Source organism: Lysinibacillus canaveralius (assembly GCF_047301505.1).
Lineage (GTDB): Bacteria > Bacillota > Bacilli > Bacillales_A > Planococcaceae > Lysinibacillus_B.
This window is the reverse complement of record NZ_CP154840.1, coordinates 2,794,903-2,809,889: the sequence shown is the minus strand read 5'-3', so window position 1 is coordinate 2,809,889 and position 14,987 is coordinate 2,794,903. Positions and strand designations below refer to the sequence as shown.

At 40.4% G+C, this 14,987-nt stretch carries 21 protein-coding genes; 11 read left to right on the top strand and 10 right to left on the bottom strand.

Annotation, left to right across the window (positions count from 1 at the left end):
- Nucleotides 1-17: 17 nt before the first annotated feature.
- On the bottom strand, nt 18-254 hold the full coding sequence (locus AA0Y26_RS14330; protein WP_413362765.1) for a hypothetical protein: 237 nt from the start codon (nt 252-254) through the stop codon (nt 18-20).
- Nucleotides 255-357: 103 nt separating this feature from the next.
- Here AA0Y26_RS14330 and AA0Y26_RS14325 point away from each other — a divergent pair, with 103 nt between their 5' ends.
- From AA0Y26_RS14325 to AA0Y26_RS14285, 9 genes are all read left to right on the top strand, one after another.
- Complete coding sequence (locus AA0Y26_RS14325) at nt 358-1,104, top strand: metal ABC transporter ATP-binding protein (protein WP_413368225.1); 747 nt, start codon at nt 358-360, stop codon at nt 1,102-1,104.
- Between the two features lie 11 nt (nt 1,105-1,115).
- Nucleotides 1,116-1,967 (top strand): metal ABC transporter permease, encoded by an 852-nt coding sequence (locus AA0Y26_RS14320; protein ID WP_413362764.1) that lies wholly within the window; start codon nt 1,116-1,118, stop codon nt 1,965-1,967.
- Between the two features lie 3 nt (nt 1,968-1,970).
- Nucleotides 1,971-2,381 carry a Fur family transcriptional regulator gene (locus AA0Y26_RS14315; RefSeq protein ID WP_413362763.1) on the top strand — a complete coding sequence of 137 codons (411 nt, stop codon included), beginning with the start codon at nt 1,971-1,973 and terminating at the stop codon, nt 2,379-2,381.
- A 97-nt stretch (nt 2,382-2,478) separates the two neighbouring features.
- A complete protein-coding gene (locus AA0Y26_RS14310) occupies nt 2,479-2,700 on the top strand; it encodes a phosphate-starvation-inducible protein PsiE (RefSeq protein WP_413362762.1) in 222 nt (73 codons plus the stop codon).
- A gap of 225 nt (nt 2,701-2,925) precedes the next feature.
- A complete protein-coding gene (locus tag AA0Y26_RS14305) occupies nt 2,926-3,456 on the top strand; it encodes a bifunctional adenosylcobinamide kinase/adenosylcobinamide-phosphate guanylyltransferase (protein WP_413362761.1) in 531 nt (176 codons plus the stop codon).
- Entirely contained in the window at nt 3,453-4,220 is a 768-nt protein-coding gene (gene cobS, locus AA0Y26_RS14300; protein ID WP_413362760.1) for an adenosylcobinamide-GDP ribazoletransferase, read from the top strand. The genes AA0Y26_RS14305 and cobS overlap by 4 nt, the downstream gene beginning before the upstream one ends.
- Nucleotides 4,193-4,765, top strand: a complete 573-nt coding sequence (locus tag AA0Y26_RS14295; RefSeq protein WP_413362759.1) for a histidine phosphatase family protein — start codon at nt 4,193-4,195, stop codon at nt 4,763-4,765. The genes cobS and AA0Y26_RS14295 overlap by 28 nt, the downstream gene beginning before the upstream one ends.
- Complete coding sequence (locus AA0Y26_RS14290) at nt 4,714-5,130, top strand: bifunctional adenosylcobinamide kinase/adenosylcobinamide-phosphate guanylyltransferase (RefSeq protein WP_413362758.1); 417 nt, start codon at nt 4,714-4,716, stop codon at nt 5,128-5,130. Before AA0Y26_RS14295 ends, AA0Y26_RS14290 begins: the two co-directional genes overlap by 52 nt.
- A 197-nt stretch (nt 5,131-5,327) precedes the next feature.
- Nucleotides 5,328-6,032 (top strand): O-linked GlcNAc transferase, encoded by a 705-nt coding sequence (locus AA0Y26_RS14285; RefSeq protein WP_413362757.1) that lies wholly within the window; start codon nt 5,328-5,330, stop codon nt 6,030-6,032.
- 107 nt (nt 6,033-6,139) lie between these two features.
- Here the strand turns inward: AA0Y26_RS14285 and AA0Y26_RS14280 are convergent, their stop codons facing one another.
- Together AA0Y26_RS14280 and AA0Y26_RS14275 are read right to left on the bottom strand one after the other, a co-directional pair.
- On the bottom strand, nt 6,140-6,466 hold the full coding sequence (locus tag AA0Y26_RS14280; protein ID WP_413362756.1) for an AzlD domain-containing protein: 327 nt from the start codon (nt 6,464-6,466) through the stop codon (nt 6,140-6,142).
- Complete coding sequence (locus AA0Y26_RS14275; RefSeq protein WP_413362755.1) at nt 6,463-7,170, bottom strand: AzlC family ABC transporter permease; 708 nt, start codon at nt 7,168-7,170, stop codon at nt 6,463-6,465. Before AA0Y26_RS14275 ends, AA0Y26_RS14280 begins: the two co-directional genes overlap by 4 nt.
- Before the next feature lie 144 nt (nt 7,171-7,314).
- On the opposite strand from AA0Y26_RS14275, the gene AA0Y26_RS14270 reads away from it, so the two are divergent.
- Nucleotides 7,315-7,932 (top strand): DNA helicase, encoded by a 618-nt coding sequence (locus tag AA0Y26_RS14270; RefSeq protein ID WP_413362754.1) that lies wholly within the window; start codon nt 7,315-7,317, stop codon nt 7,930-7,932.
- Nucleotides 7,933-7,944: 12 nt separating this feature from the next.
- Nucleotides 7,945-8,592, top strand: a complete 648-nt coding sequence (locus tag AA0Y26_RS14265; RefSeq protein ID WP_413362753.1) for an alpha/beta hydrolase — start codon at nt 7,945-7,947, stop codon at nt 8,590-8,592.
- 167 nt (nt 8,593-8,759) lie between these two features.
- Here AA0Y26_RS14265 and AA0Y26_RS14260 read toward each other — a convergent pair whose 3' ends face one another.
- The 7 genes from AA0Y26_RS14260 to AA0Y26_RS14230 all read right to left on the bottom strand — a co-directional run bounded on the left by AA0Y26_RS14260 (nt 8,760) and on the right by AA0Y26_RS14230 (nt 14,957).
- Complete coding sequence (locus AA0Y26_RS14260) at nt 8,760-10,931, bottom strand: EAL domain-containing protein (protein ID WP_413362752.1); 2,172 nt, start codon at nt 10,929-10,931, stop codon at nt 8,760-8,762.
- Between the two features lie 186 nt (nt 10,932-11,117).
- Nucleotides 11,118-11,324 carry a CsbD family protein gene (locus tag AA0Y26_RS14255; RefSeq protein ID WP_413362751.1) on the bottom strand — a complete coding sequence of 69 codons (207 nt, stop codon included), beginning with the start codon at nt 11,322-11,324 and terminating at the stop codon, nt 11,118-11,120.
- A gap of 66 nt (nt 11,325-11,390) precedes the next feature.
- Nucleotides 11,391-11,786 (bottom strand): hypothetical protein, encoded by a 396-nt coding sequence (locus tag AA0Y26_RS14250; RefSeq protein ID WP_413362750.1) that lies wholly within the window; start codon nt 11,784-11,786, stop codon nt 11,391-11,393.
- 35 nt (nt 11,787-11,821) lie between these two features.
- Nucleotides 11,822-12,322 (bottom strand): 23S rRNA methyltransferase, encoded by a 501-nt coding sequence (locus AA0Y26_RS14245; protein ID WP_413362749.1) that lies wholly within the window; start codon nt 12,320-12,322, stop codon nt 11,822-11,824.
- Between the two features lie 495 nt (nt 12,323-12,817).
- Nucleotides 12,818-13,396 carry a hypothetical protein gene (locus AA0Y26_RS14240; protein WP_413362748.1) on the bottom strand — a complete coding sequence of 193 codons (579 nt, stop codon included), beginning with the start codon at nt 13,394-13,396 and terminating at the stop codon, nt 12,818-12,820.
- Nucleotides 13,397-13,414: 18 nt separating this feature from the next.
- On the bottom strand, nt 13,415-14,536 hold the full coding sequence (gene ispG / locus AA0Y26_RS14235; RefSeq protein ID WP_413362747.1) for a flavodoxin-dependent (E)-4-hydroxy-3-methylbut-2-enyl-diphosphate synthase: 1,122 nt from the start codon (nt 14,534-14,536) through the stop codon (nt 13,415-13,417).
- 97 nt (nt 14,537-14,633) lie between these two features.
- A complete protein-coding gene (locus AA0Y26_RS14230) occupies nt 14,634-14,957 on the bottom strand; it encodes a hypothetical protein (RefSeq protein ID WP_413362746.1) in 324 nt (107 codons plus the stop codon).
- Between the last annotated feature and the right edge of the window lie 30 nt (nt 14,958-14,987).

The window sequence follows — 14,987 nt, the reverse complement described above, 5'->3', positions numbered from 1 at the left end:
ACTTTTCGGATTGCCCTTTATTGTATTTGTTTCAGGAATTGCTGGACTCTTTCAGCACCAACAATACTTTCGGCTTTTTTGATCACGGATTCCGGAACCCCTGTAAACAACCAGCTTGCCTGGGCATTCTGAAAAACCTCTCGTAATTTCTTAATTTCGCTTTTTCTCAAATCGACACCATTATCTTTTAGAAACTGCTGAACTTCACGTGTTGGACCTTCCATTAAAAAGCGGAATAATTCTAGCTTTTTCATAACCTCATCCTTTCAAGCGTAAAACCTTTACAAAGAACGTAAATTCACTTATACTAAAAAATTGTAAATCGTAATGATTTTGAATTGGAAAGAAGAGAAATCAATGACAAAGACAATTATTGAACTGAAAAATGTATCGTTCCAGTATGACTATACGCAGGTATTAAAAAATATTTCCTTTCGAGTAGAAGAAGGCGATTTCCTAGCTCTGCTAGGTCCCAATGGATCAGGAAAATCAACGCTGCTTAAGCTCATTCTAGGGCTGCTTAAACCAATGAGCGGCGAAATTGAACTGTTTGGCAAATCGGCGGGTAATTTTAAAAATCGGGAGATGATCGGATACGTTTCTCAGAAGTCTAATGCTTTTAACTCTGGTTTTCCCGCAACAGTACAGGAAGTAGTAAAATCCGGGTTGACAAAGAAAACAGGGCTTTTTAAGCGACTGCCAAAGGACAGGGATGAGCGCATCTTCAGAGCATTAAAGGCCGTGGGAATGGAGCAATTCGCCAAACGAAATATCGGCCAATTATCAGGCGGTCAGCAGCAACGAGTATTCATTGCTCGGGCACTAGTTGCTGAACCGAAGCTGCTTATTCTGGATGAACCAACTGTCGGTATAGATCATGAAAATGTGCAAGCATTTTATGATATGCTGGCTAAGTTGAACGAGGAACAAAATATTACAATGATTCTCGTAACACATGATGTAGATACTGTTTCAAACCGTATCAGCCATGTGGCTTGCCTAAATCAGACAATCCACTTCCATGGCTATAAAAATGATTTTGACGCGATTAGTCAGGACGAGCTCGATGCTTGGTACGGACATGCGGTACGAAAGATACACTAAGGAGTGCGCATATGATTGAAGCATTAATGAATTATGAATTTTTACAGAACGCCGTTTTCTCCGGGATGATCATCGGCATTATTGCCCCTCTATTAGGTGTATTTATTGTGGTACGGCGTCTATCTCTCATTGCGGATGCATTATCACATGTAACATTAGCCGGGATTGCGGGGAGCCTTTATTTAAGCCAGACATTTTCTGCACTGGCCTTATTAAATCCAATTTATTTAGGAATTGTTGCATCTGTCGGAGGTTCAATGCTGATTGAACGGCTGCGCCGTCTATACAAGCATTATGAGGAATTAGCCATTCCGATTATTATGTCGGGCGGTTTAGGAATCAGTGCTATCTTCATTTCACTGGCAAGTGGTTTCAATACGGATTTGATGAGCTATTTATTTGGATCAGTTTCAGCCGTATCTAGACAAGATTTTGCTGTTATTGCAGCAATCGCGATTATTGTATTTATCTTTTTATCTATCTTTTTTAAAGAATTATTTGTCCTATCGTTTGATGAAGAATACGCTAAGGCAAGCGGTCTGCCTGCAAAATGGATTCACTTATTATTCATGATTGTTGTAGCACTTGTCATTGCCGCAAGTATGCGGATTGTCGGTATTCTTCTTGTATCAAGTCTGATGACATTACCTGTCGCAGCAGCAATGCGACTCGCTAGAGGATTCAAGGAAGCGATACTTTACTCCATCATTTTTGGTGAGCTGTCAGTCGTGATTGGGCTAGTCAGTGCGTTTTATTTAAACTTGGCACCAGGTGGGACAATAGTCGTAACATCGATTGTAATTTTACTTATTGTTATTTTAGCGAAAAAATTATTCGTCCAATTTTCTGCAAAAGGAGTGTAGATAATGAATATCACACGAGCTTGGGAAATTTTGAAGGAGAATGGCTATAAAAAAACAGATAAGCGGGAGCTAATTCTCAATATGTTTTCAGAAACGACAAAGTATCTGACGGCACGAGATCTCTTGACAGTACTAAAACCTCAGTTTCCGGGAATGAGTTTTGACACAATCTATCGCAATTTGGCGACGTTTGTAGAGCTTGGCATATTAGAAGAAACAGAGTTGAACGGCGAGCGCAACTTCCGTATGCATTGCGAGTCTGACCATCATCATCACCATTTTATTTGTAGAGACTGTGGGAACGTTAAGGAACTTTCTCTATGCCCAATGGATTTACTTGGGGAAAAACTGCCGGGCTATGTTGTAGAAGCACACAAATTTGAAATATATGGGAAGTGCCCGAATTGCCAGTGAAATAAGCAATGCTTCCGATTATTTTCTAATAAAGTTGCCAAAACTCCGGGTTGTTATGCTAAAATGAGTATGCATAAATATTAGGAGGGGTAGTAAAATGGCAAAGAAAGTTAAAGAAGGTCATATTACAGAGGCACGCTTAGAAGAGGGTTTACGAATCCGCAACGAGCTATTCATTGAATTAATTGCCCAAGTACTTCACGAGCAATTAGTAATCGAGCGCCCAATTCTTCATGAACGCCTGGCGAATCTTGTAGACTTAAGCAACCATGACGATGAGTTGAAAGATACTTTATATGCATTAATCAACAAGCTGTAAGAAGCTACATAAGGAAAGAGACTTCGAAAACGGAGTCTCTTTTTTTTATTAGAATAAAGAGGATAAACTATTGTTATATAGGCGCGTGTAAAGGTAGAATGATCTGAAAATGTAAAGATGTTAGTATGCTGAAAAAGAGTATTGTTATTCTAGTTTTTCATCTTAGGTTAATGATTGTACGGCCGTAATGTGCTACAGTCAAAGGATAGGAAGGGGGGAGAGCAGGTGAGAGGCAAGTGCATATTTATAACAGGCGGCGTACGCAGCGGAAAAAGCGCATTTGCCGAAGAATACATTAAGTGGTATAAACAAAATTGCCAGGCTGTTTATATTGCTTCGGGGGTAGCATTTGATGAAGAAATGCAGAAGAGAATTCACCGGCACCAATGGGATCGCAGACAGGAATCATGGTTGACGCTGGAAGTTCCAGACTGCTTCCCAAATGCTTTTAGCCGATTACATAAGGGGCATATACTGCTATGGGACTGCATTACTACGTGGCTGACAAATATCTTGGTAGAAAGCCTGCCTGTAGAAGACATGTTAGAGAAATTAAAGAGACAGTTGAATGATTGGCGGGAAAAGGGGATAACGGTTGTAGTTGTATCAAATGAAGTACTTGACGCTGGAATTTCAGAATATGAATTCACAGGAAATTATCAGCAGCTTTTAGGAGAGCTGAATCAGTGGTTGGTTGCCTTCTGTGATGAGGCTTATGAATTGGACTACGGAATGGCGAAGAGGTGGAAAGGTTGAAGCAAGTATTAACAGGCTTAGTGCTCTCCCTGCAATTTTTCACAGCACTTCCAATAAGGAAAGCATTTAAGATGAATGCCAAGTCAGCAACGATTATGTATGGTGCCATACCACTGATTGGATTAGGGATAGGCGCACTTCAGGCGATTTTTTTAACAGTAAATGATACATATTTTTCATTATCACCATTATTCACTGCTATTTTAATGGTGGTTATTCATTTCCTGGCGACAGGCGGCCTCCATATGGATGGTGTGGTCGATACGGGAGATGCATATTTCTCCTATAGGAATCAAAAGAAACGATTGGAAATTCTTGATGACCCCCGAATCGGTGCATTCGGGGCTATGACGCTCGTGCTGTTTGTCATATTAAAAATCGGCATATTATATGAGCTGTTGCTGCGTGGCGTTCCGTTTCTTTACATCATACTTGTCCCTTTTATCTCAAGACAAGCTGTAATTTTAGTGTTTATCACAACGAACCCATCAAAAGAAACAGGGATTGCAAGTTATTTTAAAAAGACGGTGAATGAACAGACACTTTTATGGATGACTATTACCTATTTTATTGTCATTTTAGCATTAGCGATTGCGCTGCAGAACTGGATCCTGCTGATTCTTTGTGGAGTATTGTTAGTTTTTACAGGTGTGTATCGGTCTTGGGCAAAGCGAAATTTCGGTGGGATTTCGGGTGATTTACTCGGAGCAATTTTTGAATGGGCGGAGTTGGTTTTATGGTTCGTACTACTGTGCATCTTGTAAGACATGAGCTGACACAGGCAAATATAGAGAGGCGCTATATCGGCTGGACGGATCAGCCGATTATTCAACGGGTGAAGGCAAATATTTCTGTTACACCGGCTGTTGTATTCGGAAGCGATTTGCTGCGCTGCAGACAGACGGCATCCTGTTATTTTCCCGATGTACCTTTTGTAGCAGATGAACGATTACGAGAGCTGCACTTTGGAGATTTTGAGATGAAAACTTATGAAGATCTGCAGTATCTTCCCCATTACCGTTCATGGATTGATGATCCTTTTCAAGCGACACCGCCTCGAGGAGAGAGCTTTGCAGCCTTCCAGCATAGAGTACTGACTGCATTCCAGGAAATTACCGCTGCATATTCCGACGCAGTATTTATCGTTCATGGGGGCGTTATTAAGCTCATCCTGGCATCCTGTTTTGAAAAGAAATTCCATGAGGTTCATGCTGCTCATCGAACAATGTATACAGTAAGCTGGGAGGAGGGAAAGACATGCATGTCATTATCGGAGGCGCCTATAACGGTAAGCGAAACTATGTTTTAAAACAACTAGGAAATTGCTCTTATGTAATATATGAGGGTGAGATTCCAACCGGAATAGTTCCAAACCAGGAATATGTCATCATTTCAGATTTCGAAAAGCTTGTAGTGTCTTATAGCCATTATGACGAGTTAGAGATTGCGGAAATGATTGTTGCTGAACTGAAGAGCCTGCAGAAAAGATCAAATGTAATTTGTATTTGCACGGATATTGGGCGGGGCATCGTGCCTATTGAAAAGGAACAGCGCTTCATCCGTGATGCTTGTGGCAGGGTGTACCAACGGTTGTTCAAAGAAGCAGAGACTGTGACTCGAGTATGGTACGGAATTCCGGAAGTAATAAAGAACGGGAAGGATAGCTTAGTATAAATATAGGCATGAGCCATTTGTCAAAATGGTGTCATGCCTTTTTGTCATTATGCGGACATATCTATCGAATGTATATTCACTGCTAAGTTTTTAGCTGAATTTTATAAGAGTAAATAGTATTCTGATGATAGAGGCCGTGGAGAGAAGGAAGCATGATATACTTTACACATTATGACCTATACAAAGGAGTTTATCATATGCATGAAATGGAACAGTATTTTTATAATGGGGAAGTCCATCGAAGCCTAAAAGCGGCTAAGCAGGTAAAGGAAGTTGCACCCGAGCGAGAGGCAGCCAAGCAGTTTATCGCATTGTTTGAACGGTTCGGAGTGCCGGGGATTCCGAGCTATACAAAGAAGGAAGGACAAAGCGTAGAACGTGCGGATGAAACTTATCCAGAAATGGATGAAGTGTATGCTATTCGAACAATCAAAGATGAAGAATCTTTTTCAGCACGTATAAAGGAATTAGAATGTACAGCTAAAGAAGGAAGTGAGGAAGAAAAAGCAATGTCCCTTTTTACACAAGGGCAGCTATTCTTATTTGCTCATCATTATGATGAAAGTGTCCACTGTTTGATTCAGGCAGTGAAATATAATCCAAATAAAGCTGTATACTACGGTATTGCAGCGCAAACTATGAACCGCTTCAGCTATCCTCCCTTTGAGGTATTAGGTTATCTGGAACGCGCTATTGAATTAGATTCCGTAAATGCACGCTGGTATTGGAATAAAGCACTCGTACTGACAACGCTATATAAGGACCTGCAAAAAGAAATGTTTTTGGAAAATGCGTTAATTACATTAGAGAAGGCTCAGGCTTCCTTAAGAAAGGAACAAAAATCTCTCAAGGCTGCAATTGACAATACGTTCGAAACGATGAGAGATTATCTGTTTCAATAACTTTTTCATAGTAATAACCAGCTGAAAAATCGACAATCTTTAAAAAGGAAGCGGCGCCGCTTAAGCGCCGCTTGCTTTATGATGAAAAATGCTTAAATGTTTAGTTATTATTCGAAAAACAGTCGTAGAAGCGCCATAGAGGCCACTCCTACTAGTACTGTTTTAGAGAGGCTTTTTGTCCATACTGCTATTGCAAGTGTCGGAATGGCAGCGAAAAAATAAAAGCTATTAATCACAACAAAATGGCCTTTCTCCTCAAACATACTTTCAAAAACAAGAGCACTTAATATACAAATGGGTATGTATTTCAACCAGCGCAGCACTACATTAGGCAGCTCGACGCTTTTTACGAATAAAAAAGGAATAATCCGCGGCAGCCAGGTTACCAGTGCACACCCAAGCAGCAGCAGCAGCATATTGACAGATGTCGTCATTCTGTCATCACTCCTATCGTTGCGACAATGACTGTAGCAATAAGTACAGCCAGATGTCCTGGCATGAAGTAAAGCAGGCAGTATAGGGTTAGTGCCATAATGCCGATCAACTTCAGGTAGCGCATAATCTGATGGCGGGGGCTGCTTGCCAGATTCAGCACGAGGAGTGCAATAAACATTGCAGCGAGCGCATAATCTAGCCCCCAGCTCTCTGCATCGGGCAGCCATTTCCCGAGGAGACCGCCAATTGTACATGCTGCTACCCATGTTGAATAAGCCGTAATATTCAATCCGTCCATCCATTTGCCGCCGAGGCGGTTTTCCTGCGCGATTTTTGTGACGGCCACACCGAATGTCTCATCAGTCAATAGTGTCCCAAAGCCGACATTGCGTATTGATGAATACTTAGTAAAATAAGGGGCAACGGTAAGAGACATGAGAAGATGTCGCAGATTGACGATAAACGTTGTTAAAATAATTACAGTTACAGGAGCGCCGGCCAAATACAGGCCGCAGAAGATAAATTGGGCAGACCCCGCATACACGAGCAAGGATAACAAAAAAATCTCCATTATTGATAAATTCGAAGTAGTTGCCACGACACCAAATGCCAGTCCTATACTGACATAGCCAAGTAAGGTAGGAAGACAGTCCTTTACACCTTGGCGAAATGTGTCCGGTGTGGCTATGTATTGCGTTTCCATTTCACTAAATCCTTTCCAATGAGTAAGTATGAAGATGATTTTACAATATATTCTTAAAATTCACAACTAGACAAGATTATACGTGAAGAGCGGGGAAAGCTAAATAGAGAAGAAAAAAGACATTAACAAGTGCCTAAATTGCAAATGAATGGTACGATAATAATGGCAAATGCAACAGTAGCAAGGGAAGTGAAAACAGTGGAAAATACAACACAGCAGCAAGTGAATCGCTATATCGAAATTATATTTGTCCAGCTAACTGCTAAAGCAGACAGTAAGCAATTTGAAAAAGTAATCAAAGAGAATATCCTGACAAAGAAATCATCTGCTAAAGATGAAGTGGACTATTTTGACCGATTAATGTTGAATATCACTTATTTTGTTGAAAATAAAGCAGCATGGAACAAAATCATGAGAGATACATACGGGCTGGGGCAGGTGCCGAAGATGTCCTATGTAGAAAATGAAGCTATGACGCAGCAAATGCGCATCCGCCAAGCAATCGGGGAAAAGATGGACGACTATACAAAGTTATTCCATAGTCAATACAAGGCGCTTCAAGTGACGGAAGAAGCTGTCGTTTATGACTATGCTTACGCTTCTGTCGAGCATTCCTTACGCTATGACTTTTTAACATATGTAACAATGCAAAAAGATGCTAGAACCTTGCTTGAAGGAGACTTTGAAGAAACATTACGAATTATTGACGGCTATGTAGCTTATCATGCAGACCAGGCCGTAAATCAAATGGAATTATTGTAGGAGGAATTATATATGCAATCACCATATACATTTATTCATAAAGCACCGGCAGCCAGTGCGGAAAAACAACCTGCCATCTTTCTGCTTCACGGCTTAGGAAGCAATGAACAGGATCTGCTTCAGCTTGTTGGAGCATTTGAGGGCAACTGCCACATTTTCAGCCTGCAGGGACCAATCAAGCACAGCCCAGGCTATGCCTTTTATACATTTGAAGAGGAAGGCTTCCCGACTCGTGAAGTGTTTGATAAAGTCATTCAATTTACACAGTCATTCATTTTTGAAGCTATTGCCGAATATGATCTTGATATCGAAAAAATCTATGTGGTAGGCTTCAACCAGGGTGCAGTTGTAGCACAAACACTGGCCCTTATAATGGGAAGTGCTATCCGTGGAACAGCAGCATTATCCGGTTATATTCCGGAATTTGTAGCAGTAGAATATAACAAGCTTCCGATGGATAAATCAAAAATCTTCATTTCGCATGGGGAATATGACTTTGATTTCCCCTTCAAATGGGGAGAAGGCAGCGCTGCTTTCTTTAAAGATTTCGGAGCTGATGTAACGTTTAAATCTTACCCGGATGGACATGGAGTAAATGCAGAGAATCTTAATGATCTTGTAGCCTTCATTGCGGCTGATATTTCTCCAACTGTAAATTAAAAACACGGGATATACGCACCCCAGGCTGTCCGATAAGCTTGCTGAATTATTCTTTCGGCAGTCTCTTCTTTACTGAAAGTAGAGACAATCATAAGCTATTTATAAGAAAGACCATTCCGGTTAGACATGGAATGGTCTTTTTAATTACGCAGAGCTGATTTGTCTTTCTAGTTAATTAATTTTGCAGCATCCTTTAAATCGAGCGGTTTATGGAAGTAGTAGCCTTGCCCAGTATGACAGCCCATTTTTTTCAGGCTTTCAAATTGTTCAGGTGTTTCAATACCTTCAGCGACAGCGTTCATCTGCAGATTCGATGCCAATTGCACAATGGTATGCACTACTGCATGCATGCCCGGATTATCCATTGCATTGATGAAGCTGCGGTCGATTTTGATTTCACGGAAGGGAAGCTGCTGCAAATAGCTGAGCGACGAGAAGCCCACGCCAAAATCATCGATCGAGCATTCAATACCATGTTGCCGCAGCTCTGAAAGGATTTCCTTCGCCTTTGAAAAATCAACCAGCTCCATGCTTTCTGTCACTTCTAATTTAATTAGATGAGGAGGTACTCTATAGCGCTTAATCAAATTGACAACCTGTTTAACAAAGCGCTCCTCATAAAAGTGAACAGGGGAAATATTAATAGCAATCGGCACTGTTTTTTCATCACTATCAAGTCTCTTTCGCTGCCATCTTAACACCTGCTTCATAACAAGCTCATCAATCTTTTTGATTTTCCCTGTCTGCTCAGCAAGCGGGATGAACACGGCAGGGGAGACAGGGCCCAGCATATGGCTATTCCAGCGGCAAAGTGCTTCAAAACCTTCAATCTCCAAAGTATTGATATTGATTTTAGGCTGCAGTACCACATAAAACTCTTTGTGCTGAAGGCCGTATGTGAGTTGATTCCGCACATCCATCTCTAACTGCAATTTTACATCATTCTGCTCTTCAAAAAACGCTACATTGGTCCCTGATATCTGCCGGGATCTAGAAAGAGCCGTGTCCGCCTGGCGGATCACTTCGTCCAATTGGCTATTTGGAGAAAAATGAGTCATACCAATCTTTAAAGTAATATAAAACTCCTTCTCCAGTATAAGGAATGGTTCCTTTGTCAGCTGGCGGATTCTAGACTCGTATAATTCTGGCTGGTCAAAGCCTCTATTACTCGCAAAAACAATACAGGAGTTCGAAAACTTAGCGATAAATTCTTTGCCTTCTTTCAATGTATGCTCCTGAAGCCGTTCAACCATCTGGCGTAGAATCTCGTCTCCTGCGCTGCGGCCATATACATCAACAATGCTTGAATATTCACCAGGCTGGATGATAATGATGAGCCCTCTTTCGCCCTGTTCCATCCAACTTTCCATTTCGGTATGGAAATAATGAAGATTCGGCAGCTTTGTCTCAGAATCAAAATAGGCAAGCTGACGGAGCTGTTGTGTTTGGGCAATATATTTAATGGATAATGAAATAAGCGGTACAAGCCGATTTAGAAACTCTATCTCAATAGACTTAATGTTTGGTTCCTTATCGAAGTACATCGTAATAGAACCGATTACTTCATTGGCTGTGCCGCAAATCGGCTTGCCCCAACAATGGTTAATTTCCATTTTTAAAGGACCCTGTGCTATTTTCTTTGCAGCAGCCAGTTCTTTCTTTGTGAACTGCTTTACAAAAATAGCATTTCCGTTTCCGTTCATCATGGAGTTTAACTCCAGGCAATAAAGGACATTTGCAATTTCTAACGGGAGGGTACCGCTTGCCTCGGCCGTCATAGAAATATTGTCCTTCATTAAGTGAATCGAACAATATATATTGCGTGTATAATACGTTTCAATCTGAGTTGTAATTAGTTGCAAAATATGTGAAAGAGAATCACCTTTTTCGATTTCCAGATAGACTTCATGTTCAAGTTTAGACAGCATTTTAAATAGCTTCTCATATGTTACATCTTTACTATGCACCATAATATATTGAGCGGCACCCTCCTGATCGCACATAGGATGGGTTACTAACTCATGCCAAAAGGGACTGTCATCTTTTTGATAATGAATAACGGATGTTTCGTATGGTAATGCATGTTTTACGTGATAATCTAGCTCCGCTAAAAGATCCGCTGCAGTTTTTAAACCAGCAAAGCAAGATAGATTCTTACCGATTAATTCAGTTTCATCATATCCCGTCAATGCTGCAAACGGCTCATTATAATAGACGAAAGGGCGGTGTGGGTGATGGGCATCTAAAATAGCAACGCCTGTACTATATTGTTTCGCCATACTACAAAGAGAACTAAACAGCTCTTCTCTTGATAGGGGCATAGTATTGTGAATAGACATTCAGTGTCCCCCTACAATAATAATGAAAACGATGTCGAATACCGTAGTAAATGTAAGCAACTATTTACATATTATACCTCTTTATATGCAGGTGAAAAGAGGGATATTCAAAAAAAAATAGAATAAAATAAAAGAAAAACAGGAAAGATTGATGTATCTTTCCTGCATTCCTTGTCATTTTATAGTTTATTTGTTTCTACGTTGAAGCTCATCGTCCTCATGTAAGAGATTATCTTTCATCTCGGCCACTTCTTCCTGTGCCTCACCGCGTAAACGGTCTAAACGGCCTTCTGCACGAAGCTGTGGGTCGTTTGTCGCTTTTCCGAGACTCTCTTTTGCCTCGCCTTTTAGTTTATTACCTGCACCTTTCATCTTATCTGATAAATTTGCCATGTAAAAAACCTCCTTAAAGTTTCGGTCTTAAGACTCTTCCCTTTAGGAGGTGTATTAAACGTAAAACTAGTAGTTTTGAGGATCAGTAATAATTTTAAACTGTAAACCTTTATTATGATCGCTTACTTCATGTCGGATGCTATCTAAATCGACGAGCTGGTTTGACCCAACGAATTGAGCCAATGTATCTAACAGCTGGGAAAAAGCATTCGTGAACAAGGTACGCATATTGTCAAAATCAATATTGCGGAAATTGCCTTCAATATCGTATGCTTCAATAGAATTCAGCCTTTTGGATGCACCAGCAAATCGGTCGTCATATACAGTATACTGTTCATCTGTAATAACGATAATATGTAATACCTCGCCTGTCACTGTACGAAGCTCCACATTTGTTTTATGTTTTTTTACATCTGTGATTTCGTGAATGCCGTGTTTATGCTTGATAAAAAATAATGCCATGGTAAAACCTCCATCTGAATAATAAGCTAAAAAGCTTAGCTTGTTGTGTAGTAGTCATATAAATAATGTAATATTTCCTGACCATTTTCAGCCAGCAATGTGTCCCCATGATAGAGCACAGTTACACTTGCAGCTTCTTCCTGAATTATATGATTTTCCACTTCTAATACTACCGTTACTTCTCCGTGGAGGGCAAGATCGTTTTTATTATTTTCTCCAATGCCATAGGCGGCAAACAAGTCAGGCTGCCAAGTGCCTGTCACCTTTAAATAAGTTTTGTCCCCACTGCGTTCATAATACCACTGGACGTCACGTAAAATGGATTTAAATAAATCGTTCACTGTAAAGGTTTGGTCATTGTATGAAATATCTATCGCTCGAATAGAATGGACATCCTGTGAAATAGCTGTTGCCGCCTTGTCAGCCGCCTCATTAATACCCGATGCCGCATTTTTGATATCTGCCATTGTATCAGAGCATCCTGCCAAATATAGCGAAAGTATACTAGCTGAGCATAAAATGAAAATTTTCCGCATCGTCGCCCCTCCAACACTCCATAAATCTTTCACATCTATCTTACTAAATCTTTTAACAGGAAAAATGGTGACTTCCCAACTTTATGTGACTATTTTTCAACATATTTACATAACGGGACTGAGGACTTTCCAGTGAGCCCAATGTGGAATAGGGAAGGTCTGAAATAGCAAAAACAAGGATTGGTATAACAACTTTTTAGTTTCTCAAAAAATACATGGGAAGGGAAATGGGTTATGCATATTGATGATGAAATGCTGGACAAATTGGGGATATATTTCGTTTATCACGGAGTTTATGAAAAGTATGGTATTACATTTGAAAGTTTTGTTGAGCGGTGGAGGAAAGGGATATTAGAAATCTAATACAGGTAGTTTGCTGAAAGGTTTCCTAATTATTGTTTGAAGAGAAGATTTGTCAGACCACTAGCAGGACAAGCCTAGTAATGACGTAAAAAAGTGTAGGAAGCACATTCATCTGCTTTCTACACTTTTTTGTTAGAATTTCTTTTGGATCCAGTCGTTTGCCTCAAGCCAGCTGTTAACACGGATGACATTTGAAGGCACAGCTAATTGGTTGTAGGGTGTATTGAACAGAATAACAGGAATGTTCAATTCCTCTGCAATCATAACTGCATTATCATGCTTATCTTCAAAAAATGCATCTACTTCATGCAAGCGGGCAGCCGCAATTTTATCATGACTGCCGATCAGTTCAATATGATCATACGGCACACATTGTTCCTGAAACCATTTTGTTGTAATGTCAAAAACATTTTCCCCACGTGCAGAAATATAGTAGAGCTCATAACGGTTTTTCCAAGCACTTAAAATATTCTTTGCATCGGCTGCCAATTCACTAACAGCATACATAGAAGGCTCATTTTCCTTAAACCATGCATCAAACTGTGTTCGGTCAACAGGATGTGGAAACGCACTTAAAAAGTCATATTCCACTACATCGTCTAACGTAATGTTGACGTTGTACTGCTTATTAATATGAGGAATGAGAGTGGCAGGACATGTGACCGTACCGTCAATATCGATGCCAAAGCGTGGTTTTAATTTTGCAGCCACTAGAATCATCCCTCCTTATTATGCATTAACGTTTGCTTGTGCTTGTGCTTCTGCTTCACGTTTTTCTGCCATTTCAGCAGCCAGTTTATCGATTTCTTTTTTCAGTTCTTCTACCATTGTTTCTTCCGGTACTTTACGAACAGTTTTACCTTTCATAAACAGAAGACCTTCACCCCGGGCTCCTGCGATACCAATATCTGCTTCACGGGCTTCACCAGGACCGTTTACCGCACATCCAAGCACCGCTACTTTCAATGGTACATTTAATTTTGAAATATATTCTTCCACTTCATTTGCAATGGAAATTAAATCGATTTCGATACGTCCGCAAGTAGGGCAGGAAATTAATGTAGCCATATTAGACGCAAGTCCGAACGACTTCAACAGCTCACGTGCAACTTTTATTTCTTCCACAGGATCAGCGGAAAGGGAAATACGCAGCGTGTTACCGATTCCTTTTGAAAGAATGGCACCAAGACCGGCAGCAGATTTTACTGTTCCGGCAAATAATGTACCGGATTCTGTAATTCCTAAGTGAAGAGGGTAGTCAAAAGCCTTTGCCGCTTTTTCATACGCTTCAATTGCCAAGTTTACATCCGATGCCTTCATTGACACTATGATGTCATGGAAATCAAGATCCTCTAAGATTTTGATATGGTGGAGTGCTGACTCTACCATGCCGTCTGCAGTTGGATAACCATATTTTTCTAGGATATGGCGCTCTAAAGAGCCGGCATTTACACCAATACGGATTGGAATTCCTTTTGCTTTCGCGGCATTTACAACCGCTTCTACTTTTTCACGGCGTCCAATGTTACCTGGGTTAATACGAACTTTATCAATCCCGTTTTCAATCGCTTTTAAAGCTAAACGGTAATCAAAGTGAATATCCGCTACAAGCGGAATGTTAATTTGTTTTTTTATTTCAGCAATCGCATCAGCAGCGCGCTCATCTGGAACAGCGACACGAACGATTTGGCATCCAGCTTCTTCTAAACGCTTAATTTCTGCTACAGTGGCTTCTACATCATGTGTTTTAGTTGTACACATACTTTGAATAACGACTTCGTTATTGCCACCGATCGTTAAGTTACCGACACGTACAGGACGTGTTTTTGTACGGTGAACGATTTCACTCATTTCATTTCTCTCCTTTTCAGGCCCTCATATGTAGACCGTCACTGTACCCTATTTTATCAGTCTCGGAAAGTAAATGACAAGAAAGAAGACCAGAATATTATTTTTCACAACGATTTATTTGTTTTACCGGGATTAAAACTTCCTCACCGGGAATAAGGCGCTGATTTTGAAGATGTGGGTTGTACGTAAAAAATAACGTAAGTCTCTCTGATTCGGGGATCTTTGTTACAGAAGGTGTAGCTGCGAATAAGCTGTAGATTGTATCCTTTTCTCTGATTTTGACGCGAACGGTTTCATACTCTATGGTTTCTGTACATGGCTCCTCATAGAAATTTGTTAGTGGCATCGTTCCTTCCTGTAAATCTATTTTAATAACAGCAGCGATAAGAAAGATGAGTATCGTCCAGCCTAATAAGCGCAAAAAAATCCCCCCTTGCACAACACTATATGT

Coding starts and splice junctions, on each gene's coding strand:
- AA0Y26_RS14280 (WP_413362756.1), bottom strand. CDS start 6,466: ATGACGACATCTGTCAATATGCTGCTGCTGCTGCTTGGGTGTGCACTG.
- AA0Y26_RS14255 (WP_413362751.1), bottom strand. CDS start 11,324: ATGGCAAATTTATCAGATAAGATGAAAGGTGCAGGTAATAAACTAAAA.
- ispG (WP_413362747.1), bottom strand. CDS start 14,536: ATGAGTGAAATCGTTCACCGTACAAAAACACGTCCTGTACGTGTCGGT.
- AA0Y26_RS14275 (WP_413362755.1), bottom strand. CDS start 7,170: ATGGAAACGCAATACATAGCCACACCGGACACATTTCGCCAAGGTGTA.
- AA0Y26_RS14315 (WP_413362763.1), top strand. CDS start 1,971: ATGAATATCACACGAGCTTGGGAAATTTTGAAGGAGAATGGCTATAAA.
- AA0Y26_RS14325 (WP_413368225.1), top strand. CDS start 358: ATGACAAAGACAATTATTGAACTGAAAAATGTATCGTTCCAGTATGAC.
- AA0Y26_RS14285 (WP_413362757.1), top strand. CDS start 5,328: ATGCATGAAATGGAACAGTATTTTTATAATGGGGAAGTCCATCGAAGC.
- AA0Y26_RS14295 (WP_413362759.1), top strand. CDS start 4,193: ATGGTTCGTACTACTGTGCATCTTGTAAGACATGAGCTGACACAGGCA.
- AA0Y26_RS14245 (WP_413362749.1), bottom strand. CDS start 12,322: ATGCGGAAAATTTTCATTTTATGCTCAGCTAGTATACTTTCGCTATAT.
- AA0Y26_RS14265 (WP_413362753.1), top strand. CDS start 7,945: ATGCAATCACCATATACATTTATTCATAAAGCACCGGCAGCCAGTGCG.
- AA0Y26_RS14270 (WP_413362754.1), top strand. CDS start 7,315: ATGAATGGTACGATAATAATGGCAAATGCAACAGTAGCAAGGGAAGTG.
- AA0Y26_RS14290 (WP_413362758.1), top strand. CDS start 4,714: ATGCATGTCATTATCGGAGGCGCCTATAACGGTAAGCGAAACTATGTT.
- AA0Y26_RS14320 (WP_413362764.1), top strand. CDS start 1,116: ATGATTGAAGCATTAATGAATTATGAATTTTTACAGAACGCCGTTTTC.
- AA0Y26_RS14310 (WP_413362762.1), top strand. CDS start 2,479: ATGGCAAAGAAAGTTAAAGAAGGTCATATTACAGAGGCACGCTTAGAA.
- AA0Y26_RS14250 (WP_413362750.1), bottom strand. CDS start 11,786: ATGGCATTATTTTTTATCAAGCATAAACACGGCATTCACGAAATCACA.
- AA0Y26_RS14260 (WP_413362752.1), bottom strand. CDS start 10,931: ATGTCTATTCACAATACTATGCCCCTATCAAGAGAAGAGCTGTTTAGT.
- AA0Y26_RS14330 (WP_413362765.1), bottom strand. CDS start 254: ATGAAAAAGCTAGAATTATTCCGCTTTTTAATGGAAGGTCCAACACGT.